Here is a 21012-nt window from a genome sequence, read left to right on the forward strand (position 1 = left end):
GACCCCGTAGCGCAGAGGCAGGCGCGCCGTCTTGGCAAGACGGATACGCCGGTTCGAATCCGGTCGGGGTCACGGTCTTGGACGAGGGGAGCTGGGCGTGACGGGGGAGGGGCACGTCCCCGACGACGAGCTGGCGGCCTTCCACCGCACGGTCGGCCGGCTGCGCGCGCTGCCCGCCGACGATCCGGTACGGCTGCGGGCCGAGCAGGTCGCGGCGTCGTTCGTGCGCGACGGGCGGCAGCAGCGCAAGCGGGTACGCGTACGGGAGCGGGCGGACGCCGAGGCCGCCGTCGCGGGGGCCACCGCGACCGGGGCCAGGGAGCGGCGCGAGGACGCGCCGCTCGCGCTGCCCGCCCCCGGCACCGGCGGGCCCGGCGACTACCCGCGGCCGCGGCGCTGCTACATCTGCAAGTCGCCCTACCGGCAAGCCGATTCCTTCTACCATGCGCTGTGCCCGGACTGCGCCGCCGACAGCACCGCGCGCCGCTCCCTCGGCACGGACCTGCGCGGCAGGCGCGTGCTGCTCACCGGCGGGCGGGTGAAGATCGGCTTCCAGCTCGCGCTGATGATGCTCAGGGACGGCGCCCACGTCCTGGTCACCAGCCGCTTCCCGCACGACACCGTGCGCCGCTTCCGGGCCGCCGAGGGAAGTGGCATGTGGCTCGACCGGCTCACCGTCGTCGCCGTCGACCTGCGTGACCCGCGCCAGGTCCTCGGGCTGTGCGCGGACCTGACGGCGGCGGGCGAGCCGCTGGACATCCTGGTCAACAACGCCGCCCAGACGGTGCGCCGCCCGCCGGAGTCGTACGCGGCCCTGGCCGCTGGTGAGGCGGGGCCGCTGCCCGCCGGGGTGCTGCGCGCCCCCGGCTACCGCCCGATGTCCGCGCTGCCGGGCGCGCCTGCCGCAGCGGAGGGCACGGCGGGCGTCCGCGCGGTGATCGGCCTCGCCCCAGTCGGCGGCTCCCTGCTGCCGGGCCCCGGGCACGGCGCGGTGACGGACGAGGCGGGGCTGCTGCCCGACCCCGCACCGGCCAACTCCTGGTCGGCCAGGATCGGCGACCTCGACCCGGCGGAGCTGCTGGAGACGCAGCTGGTGAACGCCCTCGCCCCCGCCCTGCTCGCCGACCGGCTGCTGCCACTGCTGCTCGCCTCGCCCCGCCCACGGCGCTACATCGTCAACGTCACCGCCGTCGAGGGCCGCTTCGCGGTACGCAACAAGACCTCGGGGCACCCGCACACCAACATGGCCAAGGCGGCCCTCAACATGCTCACCCGCACCAGCGGGCCCGAACTCGCCGCCCGGGGCGTCCACATGTGCAGCGTCGACACCGGGTGGATCACCGACGAGAACCCGGCGCCGAAGAAGTCGCGGATCGCCGCGCACGGCTTCCGCACCCCGCTGGACGTCGTGGACGGCGCTGCCCGCGTCTACGACCCGATCGTGCGCGGGGAGGCGGGGGATCCGGTGTCGGGGGTGTTCCTCAAGGACTACCGGGAGGCGGAGTGGTGACGCCGGGTCAGGAGGGCGGGGCGCCGGATGCGGGCGGGGCGGCTGCGGTGCCGGGTTCACCGGGGTCGCCGGGGGCGTCCGCGGCGGCCGGGCAGCCCGTGGCGCCCGGCCCGTCCGGGGCGCCGGGCAGCCAGGGGCCACCGTCCGGTGCCGGGACCGGCGCCGGGGCGTACGCCGGTGTGCCGCCCGTGATCCCGCGCTCCGTGCGGGACCTCGCACCGCTGCTGGCCTGGCTGCGGAGCGGCGGTCCGGTGGCGGGGCGGCTCGACTTCCCCGCCGGGACCGCGCTGCCGGACGGGCGCCTCGACCTGTGCAAGCAGGCGCTCGGGCCCGAGGGCGCCCGGCTCGTCGGGGAGGCGCTGCGGTCCGCGGACGGCGGGTCCGGAGCAGCCGCGGGCGGCGTGCGGCACCTGCTGCTCGGCACCGACGGGCTCGGTGACGAGGGAGCCGCCGGCATCGCGGACCGCACCGCGGGCAGCTCCGTGGAGACGCTCTACCTCGGCTGCAACGGCATCACCGCCGCCGGGGCCTGCCGGATCGCCGACAGCGTCCGCGCCTCCCAGCACGTCGTGACCGGCGTGTGGCTCAAGCGCAACCCGCTGGGCACCGGCGGCGGGCAGGCGGCCGCCGAACTCGTCGCCGCCGCGGCCTCGCTGCGCACCCTCGACCTCGTCCAGACCGGGCTGGACGCGGCGGGCGCCGCCGTGCTCGCCGAGGCGGTGCTCGCCGCGGCCGCGGCCGGCCGCCGCATCGAGCGGCTCTACGTCGGCGGCAACCCGCTGGGCGTTCCCGGGGCCGCGCCGCTGGCCGCCCTCCTCGCGGCCGGCGCGCTCGGCGAGCTCTACGCGTCCGCCTGCGGGCTGGGCGACGGCGGCGCCCTGCTGCTGGCGTCGGCGCTCGAACGCGCCCCCCACGGGCGGCTGGCCCGGCTGTCGGTGGCCGGCAACGGCATCGGGCCGCGGGCCACCGCCCGACTGACCGGGGTCGCCGCGGCGGCCGGTGTGGAGTTGCTCGACCTCGGCCGGGTCAGGGCCGCGGGCACCCTCGGCGCGCCCGACAACCGCGTCGACACCGAGGCTGCGACCGCCATCGGCCTGGCCCTGGCCGCCGCCCCGCACCGGCTGGCCCACCTCGTGCTCTCCCACACCGGCATGCGCAGCCGCGAGGCCCACCGGCTGCTCGACGCGGCCCCCGCGGCGGCGACCGCGACCCGCTTCGTCCTGGGCAAGGGCATCGCGACCAGCGTCCGCCGTCGCCTCGACGCGCTCAGCGCCCACCTGCCGATGCCCGCGACCCCGCCCGATGTCGCGGCCGTCCGCAGCGTCCACCGCACCGCGCCCCCGGCGAGCTGACCCGCCGGGGGCAGCCGGGGGATCAGCGCGGCAGCCCGGCGAACACCTCTATCCAGAAGCGCTGGTGCGCGTCCGACGCGCCGACCAGGTACGTTGCCCGGAGCTTGGGCGGCAGCAGCGCCACCAGCCGTGCGACCACCTTGCGGTGCCGGCGCAGCTGCGACAGCTCGGCGTTGGCGATGACCTGGTGCACCACGTCGCTGTCCGCGCCGCCCTCGCTCGAACCGCCGGCCGCCCGCCGCAGCCGCTCCTCCCAGCGGCCGACGTCCGCGGCCAGCTCCCGCAGACCGGTCACCGGCCGGTTGCTGAGCCGGTCGGCCAGCGCGGTCAGCGGGACGGGCGCGTACTCGCCGTCACCGAGGTAGACCGTGCCCATTTCCAGCGGCAGTCCCCGCTGGTGCAGCTTGACCAGCCGCTCCATCGTGCGCTTGGTGATCCAGGCGCGCCCCTCCTCGTCGATGTCGTGCTTCCACCACTCCAGTACCGTCTCGGCGACGGCGCCGTACTTCGCGATCAGCCACTCGTTCGCCGGGATGTCCTGCGGCTCCACCGTGAGCGACGCCGTGAAGCGGGTGGCCTGCGCGATGTTGTTGCGCGCCACCTGGAGCTTGCGGCCCAGGTGGTACGGCGGGTTCTGCAGGGCTATCTGCGCCCGCAGACCGGGTATCGGACGGCCCGCGAGCGACCACTCCTGGGTGATCTCCATGAGCTTGGCGAACGCCGCCTTGTCCTTGGGACGGTTGTACTCGTCCCAGACGATCACCTTCGGCTCCGGCCCGGTGAAACCCTTCGCCAGCAGGTTGTCCAGCGACCCGTCGGGGGTGGGCACCGGGGCGCACAGGTCCTCGACGTTGGTGACCGGCAGCGAGAAGTACAGCGCCTCCCGGCCGCCCAGCTCGTCGCGCACGGTCTGCCGCACCAGCTCCGTCTTCCCGCAGCCGGGCGGCCCCTGGAGCAGCACCGACCAGCGGTTGCGCAGCGCCGCGCGCAGCACCTTGCGCACCGGGTCGGCGACGGCCGCCGGATTCGGCACGCCGAGCGCGCCCGCGAGCCGGTCGAGCACCTCGGCCGTCCGGTCCGGGCCGGGCCTGCCGTCGGGCAGCGGCTCGGCGAGCCGCAGCCGCTCACCGTTGACCAGCGGCAGGCCCCAGCGCAGCGGGAAGCCCTCGCACGCGTTGGCGAGGATGTGGTCCACGGTCCGCGGCGACAGCGCCTCGCGCAGTGCCGGGGACAGCGACGCCCACACGGCGAACACCCCGGCCAGATCCCGGTCCCGGTACTTCTGGGCAAGCTTGACGCGCCACGCCGTGTCGTTCGCGGTGATCCGGACGGTCACCATGCGGTCCAGGATCGCGAGGTCGCTGCGCCGGGCGGCGGTCTCGGCCAGCGACTCGTTGTCGGTGAGGAAGACGCCGATGCAACCCAGCGCGCGCAGGTCGTACTCGCCCAGCGTCCAGTTGCACGCGACCTGCATCAGCTGGCTCTGGATCGTCTCGCCCGCCTGCAGCGAGTCGTCGATGAGCAGCACGAAGGGCTTGCCCGGCTTCAGCTGGCTCATCACCAGCTGGCGCAGCACCAGTTCGCCGGTCGCGGGATCCCGCACGGGTGCGTTGACGAGCAGGTCGTCGGGGGTCAGGTTGGCGGCGGGCACGAAGACCAGCGCGGCCTGCGGGTAGGCCTCGGCGACGTGCGAGAAGAAGGTCGCGGTCTTGCCGATGCCGTGCTCGCCGAAGACCTGGCCGGTCTGGCCCATGTCGATCATCGCGTCGATGAACGACTCGAGCCGGGAACCGGCCGCCGAGCCCTCCGGCGGCCGGGGGTAGGTGGCGTTCGGCCGCCACGCGCGCGGCGCCTGGACCGGACCCGGGACCGGCGGCGGGAACGGGGGCGGAGTGACGGCGGTGCTCATGTCGATCCTGTCGTGACGCGATGGCATGCCATCGGCGGGTGGTGGGCGTCGGGCCAGTCGTCGCCGCCCTCGGTGATGAGCCAGATCCACTTGTCCGGCTCCGCGGGGGTGATGTGCGGGGCGTAGCCGTCGGTGAGGACCACCACCGCGTCCGGCCGCTCCTCGAAGGGCCGCCCGTCGAGGGCGGTACGGCCCTCCACGTAGTCGGCGACGACGGCGAAGCTCGTGCCGCCCCCGCCGTGGACCCGCTCGCCGGGCCGGAAGGGCATCACCGCACCGTCGAAGGACAGCCAGTGCGCCTGCACCCCGTCGATCGCCCCGACCAGCCGGGTCAGCCACCGCACCACGTGGCCGGGCATCGACCCGGACGTGTCGTACGCGATGACCAGTACCTTGTCCCGGACCGGCCCGCGGCGCGACAGCATCGGGTCGGCGCCCAGAGCGGCCAGCAGCGCCCCGCGCTTCTTGGGGTAGACCAGCCGCTCGCCCTCCCGCAGCTTCGAGGCGAGCACGTCCACCAGCCAGCGCTGCCACCAGTCCACCCGGCCGGTCGCGGTGGTCGTGCCGCGCAGCGCGCCCGCCCCGAGCCGGCCCCACAGCCGGGACACCCGCTCGCCGGCCCCCTCCGTACGGTCCATCAGGTCCAGCAGTTCGCCCTCCGCCCCGGCGTGCCCGCGGCGGGCGGCGAGCAGCACGTTGAGCAGCACCGAGCCGGCCGTCCCGTCCACGGTCTCCTGGTCGGCCGGCACCGCGCCCTCCGTCAGGTGCAGGCAGCGCGGCTCGGGCACCGGCGGATGGCGCATGCGCTTCAGCTCGCGGTGGACGGACATGTCGGTGGCGGTGAACGTCGCGTAGTCCACGGGGTCCCGGCCGTGCGCCAGCAGATCCTCGGTGTAGGCGCGGTGGACGGCCGCCGGGTCGATGCCTGTGGGCTCGCCGTCCACCAGGGGCAGCGTGTCCCGGCCGAGCCGCACCAGGGCGACGTGGTTGATGGACACCTCGGCGGCGAGGGTGAACACCGGATCGGCCCGCAACTCCGGCTCGGCGAAAAGATGGCGGTGCACCAGATGCCGCGCCTCGTGGAAGAGCACGAACTTCACCCCGTCCAGACCCAGCGCCACGAAGAACTCCGGGTTGTACAGCAGCAGGCAGCTGCCGTCGCCGCTCGCCACCACCGCGGCGGTGCCGACCGCCGTGGTCGCGATCTGGTGCCGGCACTTCGCGTACAGCCAGGACGCCACCGCCGACTCGCTCAGCCCGAAGTCCAGCAGCGCCGCCTCCTTGAGCCGCTGCGCCTCGGCCGTGACGCCCGGGTCGGCCGGCTGCCACCGCTCCAGCGCCCGGCGGTCCGCCAGATCGACGACATGGCGGTGCCGACCCCGCTCCCCGTACCCCATCTGCTCCGCCCCCGTGCTCTTTCCCTGCTCCGTACCTGACGCATCCATTGGTACCAGTCGGCGGCGACAGCGCCGCCGGGTTTTCCACAGGGCGGCCGCCGCCTAGGATCACCACGCGGGGTCGTAGCGCAGAGGCAGACGCTCGGTCTCCAAAACCGGATCACGCTGGTTCGAATCCAGCCGCCCCGCACCCTCCGGCACCCGGTCCGTACGGGCGCACGCAGAGCAACGCGCCGCGCCCGTACGGCGGTTCAGGCGACGGCGCCGGCCGTCACGACCAGCTCGGGCACCGTGCCGGCGAATGTCGGCAGCAGCTGGGCGGCCACGGCCCACGCCTCCGTGTTCCCGCCGAGCCCTTCGCGGACCAGCGGCCGCAGCTCGGCCCGCGCCTCCCGCAGCCGGGACGGGAAGGCCCACCGCCCGGCGGCGAGCACCTCCAGCACCTCGCACGCCGGGCCCCACTCACGGACGTACGTGCCCGGCCGGGAGATGATCCCGGCCTGCCGCATCCGGTACGCGAACGACGGGTGCCCGGCGCCGAGCCGCTCGCGCAGCGCGTGCGGGCAGTCGATCCGGATCGCCAGCGCCCAGCGCGCGTAACCGGGCAGCGGGCGCTCGCGGTCCGCGGCGTCCACCGCGTCCCAGTGCTCGCGCCGGACGAGCGCGGCGGCCGTCCGGCCGGCCTTCATCGACGTCACCGCGCGCAGCGCGGCGACAGCGCCGTCCGCGTCGGTGTCGGCGAAATCGGTACGCGCCGTGCGGACCTGCCGGGAGACCGGCAGCGGCTCGGCGGTGCGGTCGCCGAAGGGCAGCCCGAGCCGGATGTCCCGGCGGACGGCCGGGCTCACTCGCGCGCCCATGAAGACGATCTCGTTGATCTCCGGCCGGTCGCACTCCAGCATCCACAGCGCGACGGCCGCGGGCACCCTGGCCGACGAGATCCACCGCACCGCGCTCCACAGCGCGGGTGGTCCGACACCGGACTCCGGTTCCCGCCCGGGCAGGCCGAGCCGTTCCCGTATCCGCTGCTCGTCGCCGGGCTCGGCCGCCGACAGCAGCACGTCCAGCCGCGCGTCCGTCACCCGCACAGCCTACGGCCCGCCGCCGACAGCCCGGCGCCCCCGTCTCCCGCCGCGGCGGCGGGAGTTCGGGGGCACGGTCCCGGTGTCACTGCCCCACCCGGCCGTCGACGCACTCGCGCAGCAGGTCGGCGTGGCCGCTGTGCCGGGCGTACTCCTCGACCCGGTGCACCAGCAGCTCCCGGATCGCGATCCCGTCCTTCCCGACCCGCTCGCCGAGGTCCGGGTGGGCGGCCAGCGCCGCGTCGGTCGCGGCCTGCTCGCGCTCCAGGTCGGCGTAGGCGGCGTCGACCACGGCCGGGTCGGCGACGGCGCCGAGGAAGTCCGCGTCCTTCCGCCCGTAGAGCCTGGGTTCCGGCTCGCCCTCTCCGAGCCAGTTGCGCCAGTCCCGCTCCACCTCGGCGAGGTGCCGTAGCAGGCCCAGCAGCGACATCGTCGAGGGCGGCACGGAGCGCCGGGCCAGCTGCTCGGCGTCCAGGCCCTCGCACTTCATCCGCACGGTGATCCGGTAGTTGGTCAGGTAGTCGTGCAGCGTGGCGGCCTCGCCCTCCGGGCTGTCGCCGTTCTCGCGGGGGTCGTCGTCCGGGTCGGTCCACATGTCGGGGTAGACGGTGGCCTGCGTCCATCGCTCGGGCTGATCGCTCATGACCTGCATGCTCGACCGCCACCGTGCCGCCGCGCCAGTGGTTTCCGCGCGGTCCGCGACGCGGACGGCCCGGGGCGAGGGAGCCGGTCCCCGCGTCCCGGGCCGTACCGAGGCGGCCGGCGGGGGTCAGGTCAGGGCGAACTGCTGGGCGGCGGAGCCGTTGCAGTCCCAGATGCGCAGGCGGGTGCCGTTGGCGGTGGCGCCGCTCGGGGAGTCGAGGCAGCGGCCGGACTGGGGGTTGACCAGCGAGCCGTCCGAGCGCTGGTTCCAGACCTGCCCGCCGGAGCCGTTGCAGTCCCACAGCTCCACCTGGGTGCCGTTGGCGGTGCCGTTGCCGTTGATGTCGAGGCAGCGGCCGAGCGTGCCGAGCGAGCCGTTGGCGTTGTGGAACCAGTGCTGGTCGACCGCCCAGGACTGGCAGTCCCACAGCTGCACCGCCGAGCCGTTGGTGCCGCTGTCGTCGGCGGCGACGTCCACGCACTTGCCGCCCGGGCCGGCCACCGGGGCGCCGCCGTTCACGGTGAAGCGCTGGGCGGCGGAGCCGTTGCAGTCCCAGACGCGCAGCCGGGTGCCGTTGGCGGTGGCGCCGTCCGGGGAGTCGAGGCAGCGGCCGGACTGCGGGTTGAACAGCGAGCCGTCGGCGCGCTGCACGAACCTCTGCCCGCCGACGCCGTTGCAGTCCCACAGCTCGACCTGGGTGCCGTTGGCGGTGCCGTTGCCGTTGATGTCGAGGCAGCGGCCGAGCGTGCCGAGCGAGCCGTTGGCGTTGTGCGACCAGTGCTGGTCCTCGGCATAGGTCTGGCAGTCCCACAGCTGCACCGCCGTGCCGTTGGTGCCGGTGTCGTCGGCGGCGACGTCCACGCACTTGCCCCCGGGACCGGTGACCGTACCCTGCGGGCCGTTGGGCACATCGGTCCGCCCGCTGTAGCCGGCCGCGACGACGTCCGCCTGCACGGCGCTCTCGGCCGCATCGGTGGGGTAGCCGGCGACCATGGCGCCCTCGAAGAAGGTGCCCATGTTGCGGTTGCTGTTGTCACCGCCCGTGCCGAGGATGATGCCGCCCTCCTGCTGCATGGGCCGGTATCCGCTGCGGGTGGGCAGCCCGCCGCTCCACCAGGTCGACAGCCCGCCGCTCTGCGAGTTGCCGCCCTTGATCGCGTACGTCGTCTGCCCGTCGTTCTTCAGCACGGCGGTGACGTACGGGCTGCTGTTGCCGAGGTTGGCGGTGTTGGAACCGTTGCCGCCCTGGAACATGCCGTTCTCCATGTCCGCCTCGACCCACGGGCCCGAGCCGGTGCAGGGGGAGAAGTAGCAGGTGGTGGCGATGCTGACGGCGTCCATGTGGCCGTTCCCGGTGTCGTACGGGGTGCTCTCGGCGTTGCCGTAGTCGAAGCAGCAGTCCGAGCCGACGTGCGTACCGCTGGCGACCATGTAGACGCCCTCGGGACGGCCGTCGACCGCGACGCCCGGTGCGACGCCGGTGTAGCGGTAGCCGACACCCGGTGAGACCCAGATCCCGTAGACCTTGTGGCCGCCCGCGCGGACGGCGATCTCGCTCGCGTCGGCGCCGCGGTCCACGCCGCCGGCGCCGCCGGCCGGACCGGGCAGCAGGTCGTTGTGCCGGCTCGTCTGGTCGTAGACCTTGCCGATGCGGCAGGTGGTGCCGCCGCAGAAGGTGTCCTGGCGCTCGGCGTCGGCGTAACCGCCCTGGGCCAGGAGCCCGATGTCGGCGGTCGCGCCGTCCGAGGCGCGGGTGACCTGGTAGAGCGGGCCGCTGTAGCCGGAGAAGAGGGCCCGCACCGTGCTGTGCGCGGCCACGCAGGGCGTACCCGCCGCGGCGTAGATGTCGCACGGCAGCGAGCCGGCCGCCTGGGAGGCGGCCGGCAGCGCGAGCAGGCCGCCCAGCACCAGCGCCAGGACGGCCACGGCCGATCCCAGGGCGCGGGCCGGCCGGCGGCGCGCCGCCGCGAGGAGAGCCGCCGTACGGGACGGCGCCGTGCGGTGCGGTGCGGTGCGGGGCGCTTCCGTGCCGGGTGGTGCGGGAGTGGCCCATGGGGTCTGTTGCATGACGCGCTCCTGTGGAGTGGGGGAGGGGAGCTGCCGCCCTGCCACCGAAACGGCGGGCGGCGGTTGCCGACCCGCTGGGCGCCGTGCAGGTGGCGGCGGCGGAGGCACCACCACCGCCGCCACCCGTCAGAGGGTCGTGCACTGCGCTCGTTCGATCATGCCGTTCAACGATGTAAAGCCTGGGGCAACACCGATGACAGCACGGTGCGCGCGGCATGTCCAGACCTTTCGCACCCGCAATTCGGGTCGGTGCGGCGGCTGTTCGGCAAAGACTGACGCCAACTCAATTTCTTCGCTGAGCTGCGGATTTGACGTTCCCCCGGCAAACCGCGGCAGCTCGGATCGGGTGCTGGGGTCCTCGGGAAGGTCCGCCGAAGGGGCGGCCACGCCGCGCTCCTCGGGCACTTACCGGAACGCCTTTCGTGCCGCGTCTTGACCCGGCCCTGCGCAATAATCGATGGTCCTTCTACATCGTTGTACGGCCTTGCTCCAGCGCGGTCGGCCCTCCCCGCGCGACCGCCCCGCCGGCGGTTCCGCCCCGCTCCGTCCCCGGCTCCGCCCGTTCCCGACCGCATGCCACGACCACCTCGACGAGGATGTGATCCGTCGTACGACCACCCGTCCGCCGACCGGGTCCGTCGCCGCCGCCGTGCGCGCCGCCGGCCCGTGCCCGGCCGCCACCGCCGTGCTGCGGCCGGCCGTCGTCCACCATCTGATCGACCACTGCTTCTCGCAGTACGGCCCGGCGTCCACCGACGCGGTCAACGGCGGTTTCCTCGCGGTGGTGGTGCTGCTGCAGACTCTGCTCAGCCGCACCCGGCAACTGGAGTGACCGCTACGGACGCCCGTGCCCGGGGTGCCGGCCCGGCCGTACCCCACGGCCGGGGCCGTCCCGCCACCCAGAGCCCGCAAGAAAGGAAAGCCGTGGGCGTCAGCCTCAAAGATGTCGCACTGCGCGCCGGCGTGTCGGTGAAGACCGTCTCCAACGTCGTCAACGACTACCCGCACGTGACAGCCACCACCCGGGCGCGGGTCCAGCGCGCGATCGACGACCTCGGCTACCGCCCCAACCTGACCGCCCGCCACCTGCGCAAGGGCCGCACCGGCATCATCGCGCTGGCCGTACCCGAGCTGGGCAACCCTTACTTCGCGGAGGTCGCGGGCGCCGTCATCGACGCAGCCGCCCGGCACGGCCTGACCGTGCTGCTCGACCACACCGCGGGCTCGCGCGAGCGGGAGGTGCTGGTCACCCAGGGCTTCGGCGCGCACGTCATCGACGGGCTGATCCTCAGCCCGATCCGGCTGGAGAACGAGGACCTCGCCGCCCGCGGCGACGGCCCGCCGATGGTGCTGCTGGGGGAGCGCGAGTACGACGCCCCGTACGACCACATCATGGTCGACAACGTCGGGGCGGCCCGCGCCGCCGTACGCCATCTGCTCGACATCGGCCGCCGCCGGATCGCCTTCCTCGGCGCCCGCCGGGAGAGTACCCGGCAGCCCGCCCATCTGCGGCTGCGCGGCTGGCGCCAGGCCATCCTGGCCGCGGGCCTGGAACCCGACGAGTCGATGGTCGTGGCCACCGAGGGCTTCGACCGGCGGGACGGCGCCGCCGCGATGGCCGCGCTGCTCGACCGTGAGGAGCGACCCGACGCGGTCTTCGCGTACAACGACCTGATGGCCGTCGGGGCGATGCGCACCCTGGTCGAACGCGGCCTGCGGGTGCCCGACGACGTCGCCGTCGTCGGCTTCGACGACATCGAGGAGGGCCGCTACGGGAGCGTGTCGCTCAGCACCGTCTCCCCGGACAAGGCGGCCCTCGCCCGGCTCGCGGTGGACTGCCTCGTCGAGCGCATCGAGCGGCGGGACGGCGCCGAACCGCCCGCGCCGCGCCGTATCGAGCCCGGCTACCGGCTCATCGCGCGCGAGTCCACGGCCGTGCGCAGAAGCTGAGTCCGGCCCGGCAACCGGGAACCCGCTGCTCAGCCGCCTGCCGGGCCCTGACATGCTGGTCCCATCCCCTGTCGACCGCGGCCGGTACCGGCCGCACGTACCCGAGGACGACCATGCCCCGTGCCTCCCTGGTCAGCGCGCCCTTCGGCACCGCGCCCGGCGGCGAGACCGTGCACCGCTGGACGCTCCGCTCCCCGAGCGGGGTCAGCGCGGAGGTGCTCACCTACGGCGCCACCCTGCACAGCCTGCGGGTGCCGGACGCGCAGGGGCGGGCCGCCGACATCGTCCTCGGCCTGCCGGGGATGGAGGAGTACGCCGCCGAGCAGCCCTTCCTGGGCGCGGTCGTCGGCCGCTACGCCAACCGCATCGCGCGCGGCCGCTTCACACTGGACGGCGCCGTGCACCGCGTCCCCGTCAACGACCGCGGGCACGCCCTGCACGGCGGACCGGACGGCTTCCACCGCCGCTTGTGGCAGGCCCGCCCCGGCCCGCGCCCCGACGACGGCACCGTCTCCGTCGTCCTCGACCTGCACAGCCCGGACGGCGACATGGGTTTCCCCGGCGCCCTCGACGTGAGCGTCACCTACACCCTGGACGCCGAGGGCACCCTCGCCCTGGACTACCGGGCCGGCACCGACCGGCCCACGGTCGTCAACCTCACCCACCACGCCTACTTCAACCTCGCCGGAGCCGGCGCCGGGGACGTCCTCGGCCACGTCCTCGCACTGGACGCCGCCTCCTACCTGCCCGTCGACCCGGAGGCCATCCCGCTCGGCCCCGAGGAGCCCGCGGCCGGCACCCCCTTCGACTTCACCGGCCCGCGGCCGATCGGGGCCCGCATCGCCGAGGACCACCCGCAGCTCACCGCGGCCGGCGGCTACGACCACTGCTACGTCCTCGACCCCGCCCCCGCCCCCGGGGCCCTGCGCCGCGCCGCCCGCGTCGACGACCCGGGAAGCGGCCGCCGCATGACGGTCTGGACCACCGAACCCGGCCTCCAGCTCTACACCGGCAACAACCTCGACGGCACCCACCGCGGCCCACAGGGCACCCCTTACACCCGCCACACCGGTGTCTGCTTCGAGACCCAGCACTTTCCCGACTCCCCGAACCGCCCCGGCTACCCCTCCACGGTCCTGCGCCCCGGAACCGACCTCCACACCCGCACGGAATTCCGCTTCCCTCATCTGGCCGCCCCGGTGACGGACGTATAGCACGCCAAATGCCCGGCGGGAATGTGGGATTCCCGCCGGGCATATGAGGGAAAGCGCTTGCGTGATCCGGTCCCAGCCCGACTGCGGATCAGGCGTAGGTCTCGAACTCGGCCACCTGGGGGGTGCCCGACGCGCCGGTGATCTGGAAGGTGATCTTCTTCAGCGAGGTCTGCGGGAAGCTGATGGTGCCCGCCCCGCTGCCGGACTTCAGGACCGCGCCGGTGTCGGCGTTCACCAGGCTCCAGGCGCCGATGCGGCCGGTCGCCCCGGCGGACTCGCGGATGACGGCCGAGGACACCGCCGTGGCGGAGCCCCACTTGACCGAGATGGAGCCGGTCGTGCCGCTCGGCGACCAGTAGGTGCCCAGGTCGCCGTCGCGGACGTTGCCGTAGCTGGTGCCCGAGGCCTTGCTGGAGCCGTCCGACCCGGCCCCGGGGAGCAGGCTGAGGTTGGTGCCGGCGGGCTGGGTCGGCGGTGTGGTGGGGGAGGACGTCGTGGAGGTGCTCGGGGTGGGGGTGGTGGGCGGCGCCGTCGGCGACTGGGTCGAGCAGTTGCCGTCCGACACCCGCAGGCCCTTGCCGGCGCCCGCCGTCTGGGTCACGACCGACGGCACGCAGCTCGCGGCGTCCAGGGCGTAGGAGTACGGGATGCTCACCGTCGTGTTGGACTGCGGGTCCGGCCCGGCGGGGTGGTTCTCGGTGCCGTCGGCGGTCCACGTCACGTTGTCGTAGATGTTGCCGCTGACCTGCCAGTAGCCCATCAGGTCGGTGTAGAACGTCCCGATGACGTCCTTGGAGTCCTCGAAGTAGTTGTTGTCGATCTTCGCGTGCCCGCCCGCCCGGGGGTTGATTCCCGACTTGTTCAGGCTCACGTAGTAGTTGTTGTACATGTGCGCCGTGCCGCCGCGCAGCAGCGGGGCGCGCGAGTCGATGTTCTGGTACAGGTCGTGGTGGTAGGTGATGAAGCTGCTCGACAGGTCGGTGTCGCTGTGGCCCACCAGGCCGCCACGGCCGGAGTTGCGCAGCGTGCTGTAGGACAGCGTCACGTACCGGGTGTTGTCCTTGAGGTCGAAGAGGCTGTCGTACCCCTCGTCCTCGCCACCGGACGCCAGCAGACTCACGTGGTCGACCCACACGTTGTGGACGTCGGTCTCCATGCCGATGGCGTCACCGCCGTTGGAGGTGGGCGAGCCGGACTTCTTGACGTTCTGGACGGTCACGTTCTGGATGATGATGTTGCTGGACTCCCGCACGTGGATGCCCAGCTGGTCGAAGACCGCGCCGCTGCCGACGCCCTCGATCGTGACGTTGCTGATCTGCTTGAGGTCGATGACGTCGTCGGCGGTGCTGCAACTGCCGGACGCCTTCGCGGTGTTGCCGTGGTTGATGGTGCCCTCGACCTGGATGACGATCGGGGTGCCGGTGCTCGCCCGGTTGCACAGGGCCGCGTTGATCTCCGCGCCCGTGGTGGCCCTCACGGTCTGCCCGCCCGCGCCGCCGGTGGTGCCGCCGTTCTGGCTCGCGTAGCCGGTGGCGCCGCTCGCTGTCGCCGCTGTCGCCTGCTCGCCTGACAGGACCGCGCCGGTCGCGACCGCGAGGGCCAGCGTGGCGCTGACGGCGCCGAGTCGCAGGGCTGCTGCTCGTCTCATCGTGGTGTTTCTCCTTCCGGAATAAGCCTCCGATTTAGAAAGCGCTTTCTGTTTTCCGTGAGGATAGGGCGGCTTCTGATGGGCTGGCAAGGGTTCTGCCCGAAACCGAAAAGTGAAACGGGGAGGGGGAATTACCGCGGTACGGCCGCGCGCGGGAGGTTCCGCCTCGCCGGAGCGGGCGCCTTCCGTCCGGCAACTCCCGTGCGGCGTGCTAGCGTTCTGTTAACAGAACGGCGGTGATGCGGGGTGGACGAGACGCTGGGCGCGCGGCTGCGGCGGCTGCGGGGCGAGCGCGGGTGCTCGCTCTCCGAGTTGGCGCGGCGCAGCGGGATCGGCAAGGGCACGATCTCGGAGCTGGAGAACGACCGGCGCGGCGCCCGGCTCGACACCCTCTTCGCGCTCACCACCGCGCTGGGCGCCCCGCTCGGGGCCCTGCTGCCGGACGCGCCGCCCGCCGCGGGCGCCGCGGGTGCGGGCGCCGTGCGCGGCGAGTCCGTCGCCGCCGTGCTGCTCGGCCGGTGGCCGGTCGGCCCGCAGCTCGTCGAGGTCTACCGGGCCGTGCTGGACGAAGCGCTGCAGGACTCGGCACCGCACGCGGCGGGCGTCGAGGAGACCGTGACGGTGGTACGCGGCCGGGTCCGCGTCGGGCCCGCGGGCGCCGCGCGGGAGCTGGGCCCCGGGGACAGTGCGCGCTACCCGGGCGACCGGCCGCACCGCTTCCGCGCGCTCGGCGGCCCCGCCGAGGTCGTCCTCCTCATGCACTACCCGGGCGGGGACGCGGAGGGCGCCGCCGTATGAGCGCCGGGCTCCTGCCCGGGCAATCCTGGGCTCATGCACGGGCCCGCTCCCGGGGCTCATGCCGCGGCCCGCTCCCGGACCCCCTCCGGATCCGAACGCACCGACATCCATGCCGAATCGGCGCGGGCCGGCCGAACGGCCCGCGCGGAAAGGGACGCTCCACCATGACCGACGACCAGCAACTGCCCGCTCGCAGCCGCATCGTGCAGCAGCAGCTCGTGGCCGCGGGCCTCACCGTCCGCGTGCGCGAGCTGCCGGACTCCGCCCGTACGGCCGCGCAGGCGGCGGCCGCGCTCGGCTGCGCGGTCGGGGCCATCGCCAGCAGCCTGCTCTTCCTTGCCGACGGCGAGCCGCTGCTCGTCATGACGAGCGGGCGGCACCGCGTCGACACCGAGCTGCTCGCGGCGAACGCCGGAGTGCTGGACGTCGCGATGGCCTCGGCGAACGAGGTCCGGCGGATCACCGGCCAGGCGATCGGCGGGGTGGCCCCGATCGGCCACCCCGCGCCCGTGCGCACGGTGATCGACGAGGCGCTGCGCGAGCACCCGGTGGTCTGGGCCGCGGCCGGCACGCCGCACACCGTGATGCCGCTGACCTTCGACGAGCTGGTGTCCCTGACCGGCGGTCAGCCCGTCAAGGTCGCTTCGGACTGAGTACGCGCCGGGCGGGTCGGCGGGCCCGTCTGCCGCCTGCCCGCAACGGGTCCGCGCCCGCGGCGACCGGGGCGACAGGGCGTCTTCGGCAGCGGTGCCGGGTGCCGGGTGCGTGGCGGATTCGCGGGGTTCGTTCCCCAGGGCCCGCCGCCGCCCCGGCTCGCCCCGCCGTTTCGCTCGCGGTTCGTGCGGTGCCGGGCGGCTCACGCGTGTGGTGCGGCTGCGGGGTCGGCGCCCGTGGGACCGCCGCCCCGCTCAGCCCGCCGGTTCGCTCGCGGTCCGTCCGGAGCCGGCCGGCGCCGTGCCGCTCGACGGGGCGTGCGTGAACGGCGGGCGCGGGGTGAGGAGCTGGGCGGCGGCCAGGGCGAGGGCCAGGGCCGCCATCGCGGACCACAGCGGGCCCGGCCCCGTACGGGCGAGCAACTGCGTGCCAAGCAGCGGGGCCGCCACTCCGGCGAAACCCCAGCAGGTGCCGAAGACGGCGAGGTAGCGGCCGGTCGCGGCGGGTGGGGCGAGGTCGGCCACGAGTGCGTAGGCCCGGCCCATGACCAGCAGCTCGCCCAGCCCGCAGGGCACGGTGGCGGCGGCCGTGCCGGGCAGGCCGTGGGCGGCCGCGTAACCGAGCAGGCCGCCCGCGAGCAGCAGGTGGCCCGCGACGAGCGCGGTGTGCGAGGGGAGTTCGGCCACCCGGCGCAGCCGCAGCAGCGGCTGGCAGCAGATCACCGTGACGGCGGAGACGGTGAAGATCAGCCCGGCGTCGGCGGTGCGCAGGCCGCGGGCGGCAAGGGAGAGCGGCAGCAGGGTGAGGATCTGCAGGCAGAGCAGGGCGTAGCCGGTGCCGAGGGCCAGCATGACCAGCAGCCGGCGGTCGCGCCACGGCGACGCGGCGGCCCGCGGCGGCCCGTCCGCGCGGGCCGCCCTCCGGTCGGCCGGGACGGCGAGGCGCACCAGGGCCGCGCACAGCAGGCAGCTCACCGCGTCGGCGACGAACAGCCAGCGCAGGTCCCAGCGGCCGAGCAGCGCCGCGAGCAGTCCCGCCCCGATGCCGCCGAGCGCGAGGGCGGCGTTGAAGAGGCTGAAGGCCCGCACCTTCCCCGCCGGTCCCGCGAGGTCGGCCAGCAGCGCCTGGCTGGGCGGCTCGTACAGCTCGAAGGCCAGCCCGAGGACGACGGCAGCGAGCGCGGCCGTCGTCAGGGACCGCGCGGCGGCCAGGCCCAGCTGGGCGAGGGCGCAGCCGGTGAGGCCGAGTACGACGGTGGCGCGGGCGCCCAGCGAGTCGGCGAGCCGCCCGCCGATCAGCCGGGAGGGGACCGACGCCAGCCCGAAGGCCGCCGTAACCGCCCCGGCGGAGGCCAGGCCGGTGTGGAAGTCGGTGGTGAGCAGGGCGGCGAGGAAGGGGACGGAGAAGGCGCCGAGCCGGTTCACGACGCGGGCCAGGAGCAGGACGCGGACCGCGCGTGGCAGACCCACCGGCGTACCTCCGTGACTGGCGAAACGGGTATCGTCGGTGACGACGTTACGTGCGAGGGGAGTAACTGGTCAAGTGCTGTTCGACAGTCACATGCAAGCGCTGCTGGAGGCGTCCGTGGCGTTGGTGAACGACCTCACGGACGGCCGGGCGCGCGGCCGCGACTACACCGCGCCGCGCGGTCCGGAGCGCTGCCGCGCGGTCGAGGCGGCGCTGTCCGTGCCGGCGCGGTACACCGTCACGCAGGGCGAGGCCGACGAGCTGGCCGGCACCGCGCAGCGGCTGCGCGCGGTGTTCGAGGCCGCCGGCGGCGGGCGGCTGGACGACGCGGCCGAGACCCTCAACGCGCTGCTGCTGGCCCGCGGCGCCCGGCCGCAGCTCGACCGGGACCCCGACCGCGGCTGGCAGCTGCACTTCCACGGCCGCGACGACTCCCTGGCGGTCGGCTGGGGCGCCGGCTGCGCCACCGGCCTGGCCGTCCTCCTCGGCGGCGGCCTCGCCGGGCGCCTCGGGGTGTGCGCGGCGACCGCCTGCGACCGCGTCTACGTCGACACCTCCCGCAACTCCGCCCGCCAGTTCTGCTCCACCGCCTGCCAGAACCGCACGAAGGCGGCCGCCTTCCGCGCCCGGCAGGCCCGCTGACCGCGCGGGGGTCGCCTGTCCGGGCGCGCAGACCCGGCGGGGTCGCCGGGCGCGGCCCAGGATGGGGAGTGCCCGGGGGTCACCCGGTGCGCCCGGGGCGGCGCGCCCGTACGCCCCGCCGTCCCGCGTGCGAGGGAGAGGCATGACCGAGAACGACACCGAGGCCACCGCGACGATCGGGCCGGACGAGGAGCCGGAGCGGGAGGCCACCGGGACCGCCCGCCGGGCGGGGGAGCGGGAGCCGGGCCGCGCCGCACCGCCCGACCTGCGGCGCGTCGGCCTGAGCCCCGACCACTGGTATCCCGTCGCGCTGTCCCGCGAGGTGCGCCGCGGCAAGGCCGTCGCGACCGCCTTCGCCGGGGAGCGCATCGCCCTCTACCGCGGGCGCAGCGGCACCGTGCACGCGCTGGAGGACCGCTGCGCCCACCGCCAGGTGCCGCTGAGCATGGGCGTGGTGGACGGCGACGCGCTGCGCTGCTGCTACCACGCCTGGGCCTACCGCGGGGACGGGCGGATCTCGCAGATCCCCTACCTGTCCAAGGGTGACGCCCGGCCGCCGCGCGGGGTGCGCGGCTACCCCGTCCGCGAGGCCTACGGCATGGTGTTCGTCTTCCCCGGCGACCCCGCCCTGGCGCAGACCGCCACGCTGCCGGAGCTGCCCGCGTACGGCCCGGCCGGCTACCGGACCATGACGTACTCGCGGACCGTGCGCTGCCACTACTCCTTCATGCACGAGAACCTGCTCGACATGAACCACCAGTTCCTGCACCGCGGTGTCGTCGGCAAGCTCCGCCCGCGGCTGCTGGACGCGCGCACCGGCCCGCGGTCGGTCGAGGCCCGCTACCTCTTCCGGCACGACGGCGGCAAGCGCAACCGCGGCGCCAACCTGCTGGCCCGGGAGGGCCTCGGCGGCTCCGACTCCAGCGACGTGATGACCATCCGCACCGAATACCCCTACCAGACCCTCGACCTGGTCCCGGAGGGTGCCGAGCGCCCGGCCTTCCGGCTGTGGGCGGCCTACGTGCCGGAGGACGCCGAGCAGCGCACCTGCCACGTCTACGGGCTGCTGATGATCGAGAAGCCGCGCGTCCCCGGCGTGCTCCAGCTGGCCTGGCCGCTCATCCGGCGCTTCACCGAACGCGTCTTCGCCGAGGACCGGATGGCCGTCGAGGCCGAGCAGCGCGCCTGGGACGAGCAGGGCGAGGACCGCAACCACGAGGTTTTCCCGCTGATCCTGGACGTCCGCGAGGTGCTGCGCCGCAACGGCGTCCCCCTGCGCCCGCGGCCCGCGGGCCCGCCGGCCTGCGCGCAGGCCGACCCCGGCACGCCCTGAGTCCGTACCCCCACCGCAAGGAGCAGCACGCATGCGTATCGGAATCATCGGGGCCGGCCACATCGGCTCCACGCTCGCCCGCCACTTCTCCGCGGCCGGCCACCAGGTCGCACTCGCCAACTCCCGCGGCCCGGAGACCCTCGCGGGCCTGACCGCCGACATCGGCGGCGGGGTGCGGGCCGTCACCGCCGCGGAGGCCGCGGGCTTCGGCGAGGTGGCCGTGGTGAGCATCCCCTACGGCCGGATCGACGAGCTGCCCCGCAACGAGCTGAGCGGCAAGATCGTCGTCGACACCTGCAACTACTACCCGCAGCGCGACGGCCACGAGGCCGACCTGGACGACGGCTCCACCACGTCCAGCGAGAAGGTCCGCGCGGCGACCGGCGGCGACGTGGTGAAGGCCTTCAACGCGATCTTCTGGGAGAACCTGCGCGACCGCGGCCGCCCCGAGGGCGACCCCGAGCGCCTGGCCATCCCGGTCTCCGGCGACGAGGACAAGGCCAAGAAGGTCGTGGCCGGCCTCATCCGCGAGATCGGCTTCGACCCCGTCGACGCCGGCCCGCTCGCCGCCGGCGGGCGCAAGCACGAGCCCGGCACCGACGTGTACACCGCCGAACTGCCCGCCGTGGACCTGGCGGCGGCCCTGCACGCGGCCTGACACCGCCGCGCGCCTACGGCACTTCCGCCACCGCGCCGCCGGACGCGTACACGGCGACGACCACGCCGCTCGGCGTCGGCGTCACCTCGACGGACTCGAAGGCGGCGGGCGCGAAGCCCTCCGCGAACAGCCGGCGGCCGGCGCCCAGCACGATCGGGTGCACGCACAGCACGTACGCGTCGACGAGGCCGTACGCCGCGAGCGACGCGACCAGCTCCGCGCTGCCCATGACGTGCAGGTCCCCGCCGGGGACCTGCCGCAGCCCGGCCACCGCGGCGGGCACGTCACCGCCGAGCAGAGCCGAGTTCGGCCACGGCAGCGGCTCGGCCAGGCTGCGGGAGGCGACGTACTTCGGGGCGGCGTTGAGCGCGTCGCGGAAGGGACCGCCCTCGGCGTTCCAGTGCCCGAGCACGTCCTGGTAGGTGCGGCGGCCGAGGAGGAAGCCGCTTCCCGCGGACAGCCGCTCGCCCCAGATCCGGGCGACCGTCCCGTCGCCGGCGCGCTCGGCCGCCCAGCCCCCCGCGGTGAAGCCGCCCCGCGTGTCCTCGTCGGGGCGGCCGGGCGCCTGCACCACGCCGTCCAGCGTCATGTGCTCGATGGCGACGATCCTCATGGCACTCCGTTCTCCTGGCCTGTCCGGGGAGACCGCCTCCCGCGGCCGCGCGGTCCTGAGACCCGCTCTCCCGTT

General features: G+C 74.7%; 18 protein-coding genes and 2 tRNA genes. 12 read left to right on the forward strand and 8 right to left on the reverse strand.

Annotation, left to right across the window (positions count from 1 at the left end; genetic code table 11):
• The 3 genes from IH54_RS0100665 to IH54_RS0100675 all read left to right on the forward strand — a co-directional run bounded on the left by IH54_RS0100665 (position 1) and on the right by IH54_RS0100675 (position 2862).
• Positions 1-72 (forward strand) — tRNA-Ala (locus IH54_RS0100665).
• 25 nt (positions 73-97) lie between these two features.
• A complete protein-coding gene (locus IH54_RS0100670; protein ID WP_031512049.1) occupies positions 98-1510 on the forward strand; it encodes an SDR family NAD(P)-dependent oxidoreductase in 1413 nt (470 codons plus the stop codon).
• 188 nt (positions 1511-1698) lie between these two features.
• Complete coding sequence (locus tag IH54_RS0100675; protein ID WP_234343299.1) at positions 1699-2862, forward strand: ribonuclease inhibitor; 1164 nt, start codon at positions 1699-1701, stop codon at positions 2860-2862.
• 22 nt (positions 2863-2884) lie between these two features.
• Here IH54_RS0100675 and IH54_RS0100680 read toward each other — a convergent pair whose 3' ends face one another.
• Both IH54_RS0100680 and IH54_RS0100685 read right to left on the reverse strand, forming a co-directional pair.
• Positions 2885-4771, reverse strand: a complete 1887-nt coding sequence (locus tag IH54_RS0100680; protein ID WP_052396909.1) for an AAA family ATPase — start codon at positions 4769-4771, stop codon at positions 2885-2887.
• Complete coding sequence (locus IH54_RS0100685; RefSeq protein ID WP_031512056.1) at positions 4768-6168, reverse strand: DUF2201 family putative metallopeptidase; 1401 nt, start codon at positions 6166-6168, stop codon at positions 4768-4770. Before IH54_RS0100685 ends, IH54_RS0100680 begins: the two co-directional genes overlap by 4 nt.
• 115 nt (positions 6169-6283) lie before the next feature.
• Between IH54_RS0100685 and IH54_RS0100690 the strand changes: the two genes are divergently transcribed.
• Positions 6284-6358 (forward strand) — tRNA-Trp (locus IH54_RS0100690).
• A gap of 61 nt (positions 6359-6419) precedes the next feature.
• Here IH54_RS0100690 and IH54_RS0100695 read toward each other — a convergent pair.
• The 3 genes from IH54_RS0100695 to IH54_RS0100705 all read right to left on the reverse strand — a co-directional run bounded on the left by IH54_RS0100695 (position 6420) and on the right by IH54_RS0100705 (position 9960).
• Positions 6420-7250, reverse strand: a complete 831-nt coding sequence (locus IH54_RS0100695; RefSeq protein WP_052396910.1) for a hypothetical protein — start codon at positions 7248-7250, stop codon at positions 6420-6422.
• Positions 7251-7335: 85 nt separating this feature from the next.
• Positions 7336-7893, reverse strand: a complete 558-nt coding sequence (locus IH54_RS0100700; protein ID WP_031512058.1) for a DUF664 domain-containing protein — start codon at positions 7891-7893, stop codon at positions 7336-7338.
• 126 nt (positions 7894-8019) lie between these two features.
• A complete protein-coding gene (locus IH54_RS0100705) occupies positions 8020-9960 on the reverse strand; it encodes an arabinofuranosidase catalytic domain-containing protein (RefSeq protein WP_052396911.1) in 1941 nt (646 codons plus the stop codon).
• Between the two features lie 598 nt (positions 9961-10558).
• Here IH54_RS0100705 and IH54_RS39145 point away from each other — a divergent pair.
• From IH54_RS39145 to IH54_RS0100720, 3 genes are all read left to right on the forward strand, one after another.
• Positions 10559-10792 carry a hypothetical protein gene (locus IH54_RS39145; RefSeq protein WP_043179380.1) on the forward strand — a complete coding sequence of 78 codons (234 nt, stop codon included), beginning with the start codon at positions 10559-10561 and terminating at the stop codon, positions 10790-10792.
• A gap of 92 nt (positions 10793-10884) precedes the next feature.
• Complete coding sequence (locus IH54_RS0100715) at positions 10885-11910, forward strand: LacI family DNA-binding transcriptional regulator (protein WP_031512316.1); 1026 nt, start codon at positions 10885-10887, stop codon at positions 11908-11910.
• A 113-nt stretch (positions 11911-12023) separates the two neighbouring features.
• Complete coding sequence (locus IH54_RS0100720; RefSeq protein ID WP_031512061.1) at positions 12024-13124, forward strand: aldose epimerase family protein; 1101 nt, start codon at positions 12024-12026, stop codon at positions 13122-13124.
• An 88-nt stretch (positions 13125-13212) separates the two neighbouring features.
• On the opposite strand, the gene IH54_RS0100725 is transcribed toward IH54_RS0100720, so the two are convergent.
• A complete protein-coding gene (locus tag IH54_RS0100725; RefSeq protein WP_031512062.1) occupies positions 13213-14772 on the reverse strand; it encodes a pectate lyase family protein in 1560 nt (519 codons plus the stop codon).
• A gap of 246 nt (positions 14773-15018) precedes the next feature.
• Between IH54_RS0100725 and IH54_RS0100730 the strand changes: the two genes are divergently transcribed.
• Together IH54_RS0100730 and IH54_RS0100735 are read left to right on the forward strand one after the other, a co-directional pair.
• Positions 15019-15570: an XRE family transcriptional regulator gene (locus tag IH54_RS0100730; RefSeq protein ID WP_031512063.1), complete on the forward strand. Its 552-nt coding sequence runs from the start codon at positions 15019-15021 to the stop codon at positions 15568-15570.
• A 164-nt stretch (positions 15571-15734) separates the two neighbouring features.
• Positions 15735-16223 carry a YbaK/EbsC family protein gene (locus IH54_RS0100735; protein WP_031512064.1) on the forward strand — a complete coding sequence of 163 codons (489 nt, stop codon included), beginning with the start codon at positions 15735-15737 and terminating at the stop codon, positions 16221-16223.
• 255 nt (positions 16224-16478) lie between these two features.
• Here the strand turns inward: IH54_RS0100735 and IH54_RS0100740 are convergent, their stop codons facing one another.
• Positions 16479-17693, reverse strand: coding sequence for an MFS transporter (locus IH54_RS0100740; protein ID WP_063762135.1), 1215 nt, complete (start codon positions 17691-17693; stop codon positions 16479-16481).
• Between the two features lie 73 nt (positions 17694-17766).
• On the opposite strand from IH54_RS0100740, the gene IH54_RS0100745 reads away from it, so the two are divergent.
• The 3 genes from IH54_RS0100745 to IH54_RS0100755 all read left to right on the forward strand — a co-directional run bounded on the left by IH54_RS0100745 (position 17767) and on the right by IH54_RS0100755 (position 20324).
• Positions 17767-18333 (forward strand): CGNR zinc finger domain-containing protein, encoded by a 567-nt coding sequence (locus IH54_RS0100745; RefSeq protein WP_234343300.1) that lies wholly within the window; start codon positions 17767-17769, stop codon positions 18331-18333.
• A gap of 142 nt (positions 18334-18475) precedes the next feature.
• The gene (locus IH54_RS0100750; RefSeq protein ID WP_078861813.1) at positions 18476-19666 is read left to right on the forward strand and encodes an aromatic ring-hydroxylating oxygenase subunit alpha; all 1191 of its coding nucleotides are present in this window, start codon (positions 18476-18478) and stop codon (positions 19664-19666) included.
• 31 nt (positions 19667-19697) lie between these two features.
• A complete protein-coding gene (locus IH54_RS0100755; RefSeq protein ID WP_031512069.1) occupies positions 19698-20324 on the forward strand; it encodes an NAD(P)-binding domain-containing protein in 627 nt (208 codons plus the stop codon).
• Between the two features lie 13 nt (positions 20325-20337).
• On the opposite strand, the gene IH54_RS0100760 is transcribed toward IH54_RS0100755, so the two are convergent.
• The gene (locus tag IH54_RS0100760; RefSeq protein ID WP_031512071.1) at positions 20338-20937 is read right to left on the reverse strand and encodes a dihydrofolate reductase family protein; all 600 of its coding nucleotides are present in this window, start codon (positions 20935-20937) and stop codon (positions 20338-20340) included.
• Positions 20938-21012: the final 75 nt, after the last annotated feature.

It is taken from the genome of Streptomyces sp. NRRL F-5123 (assembly GCF_000721495.1).
GTDB lineage: Bacteria > Actinomycetota > Actinomycetes > Streptomycetales > Streptomycetaceae > Actinacidiphila.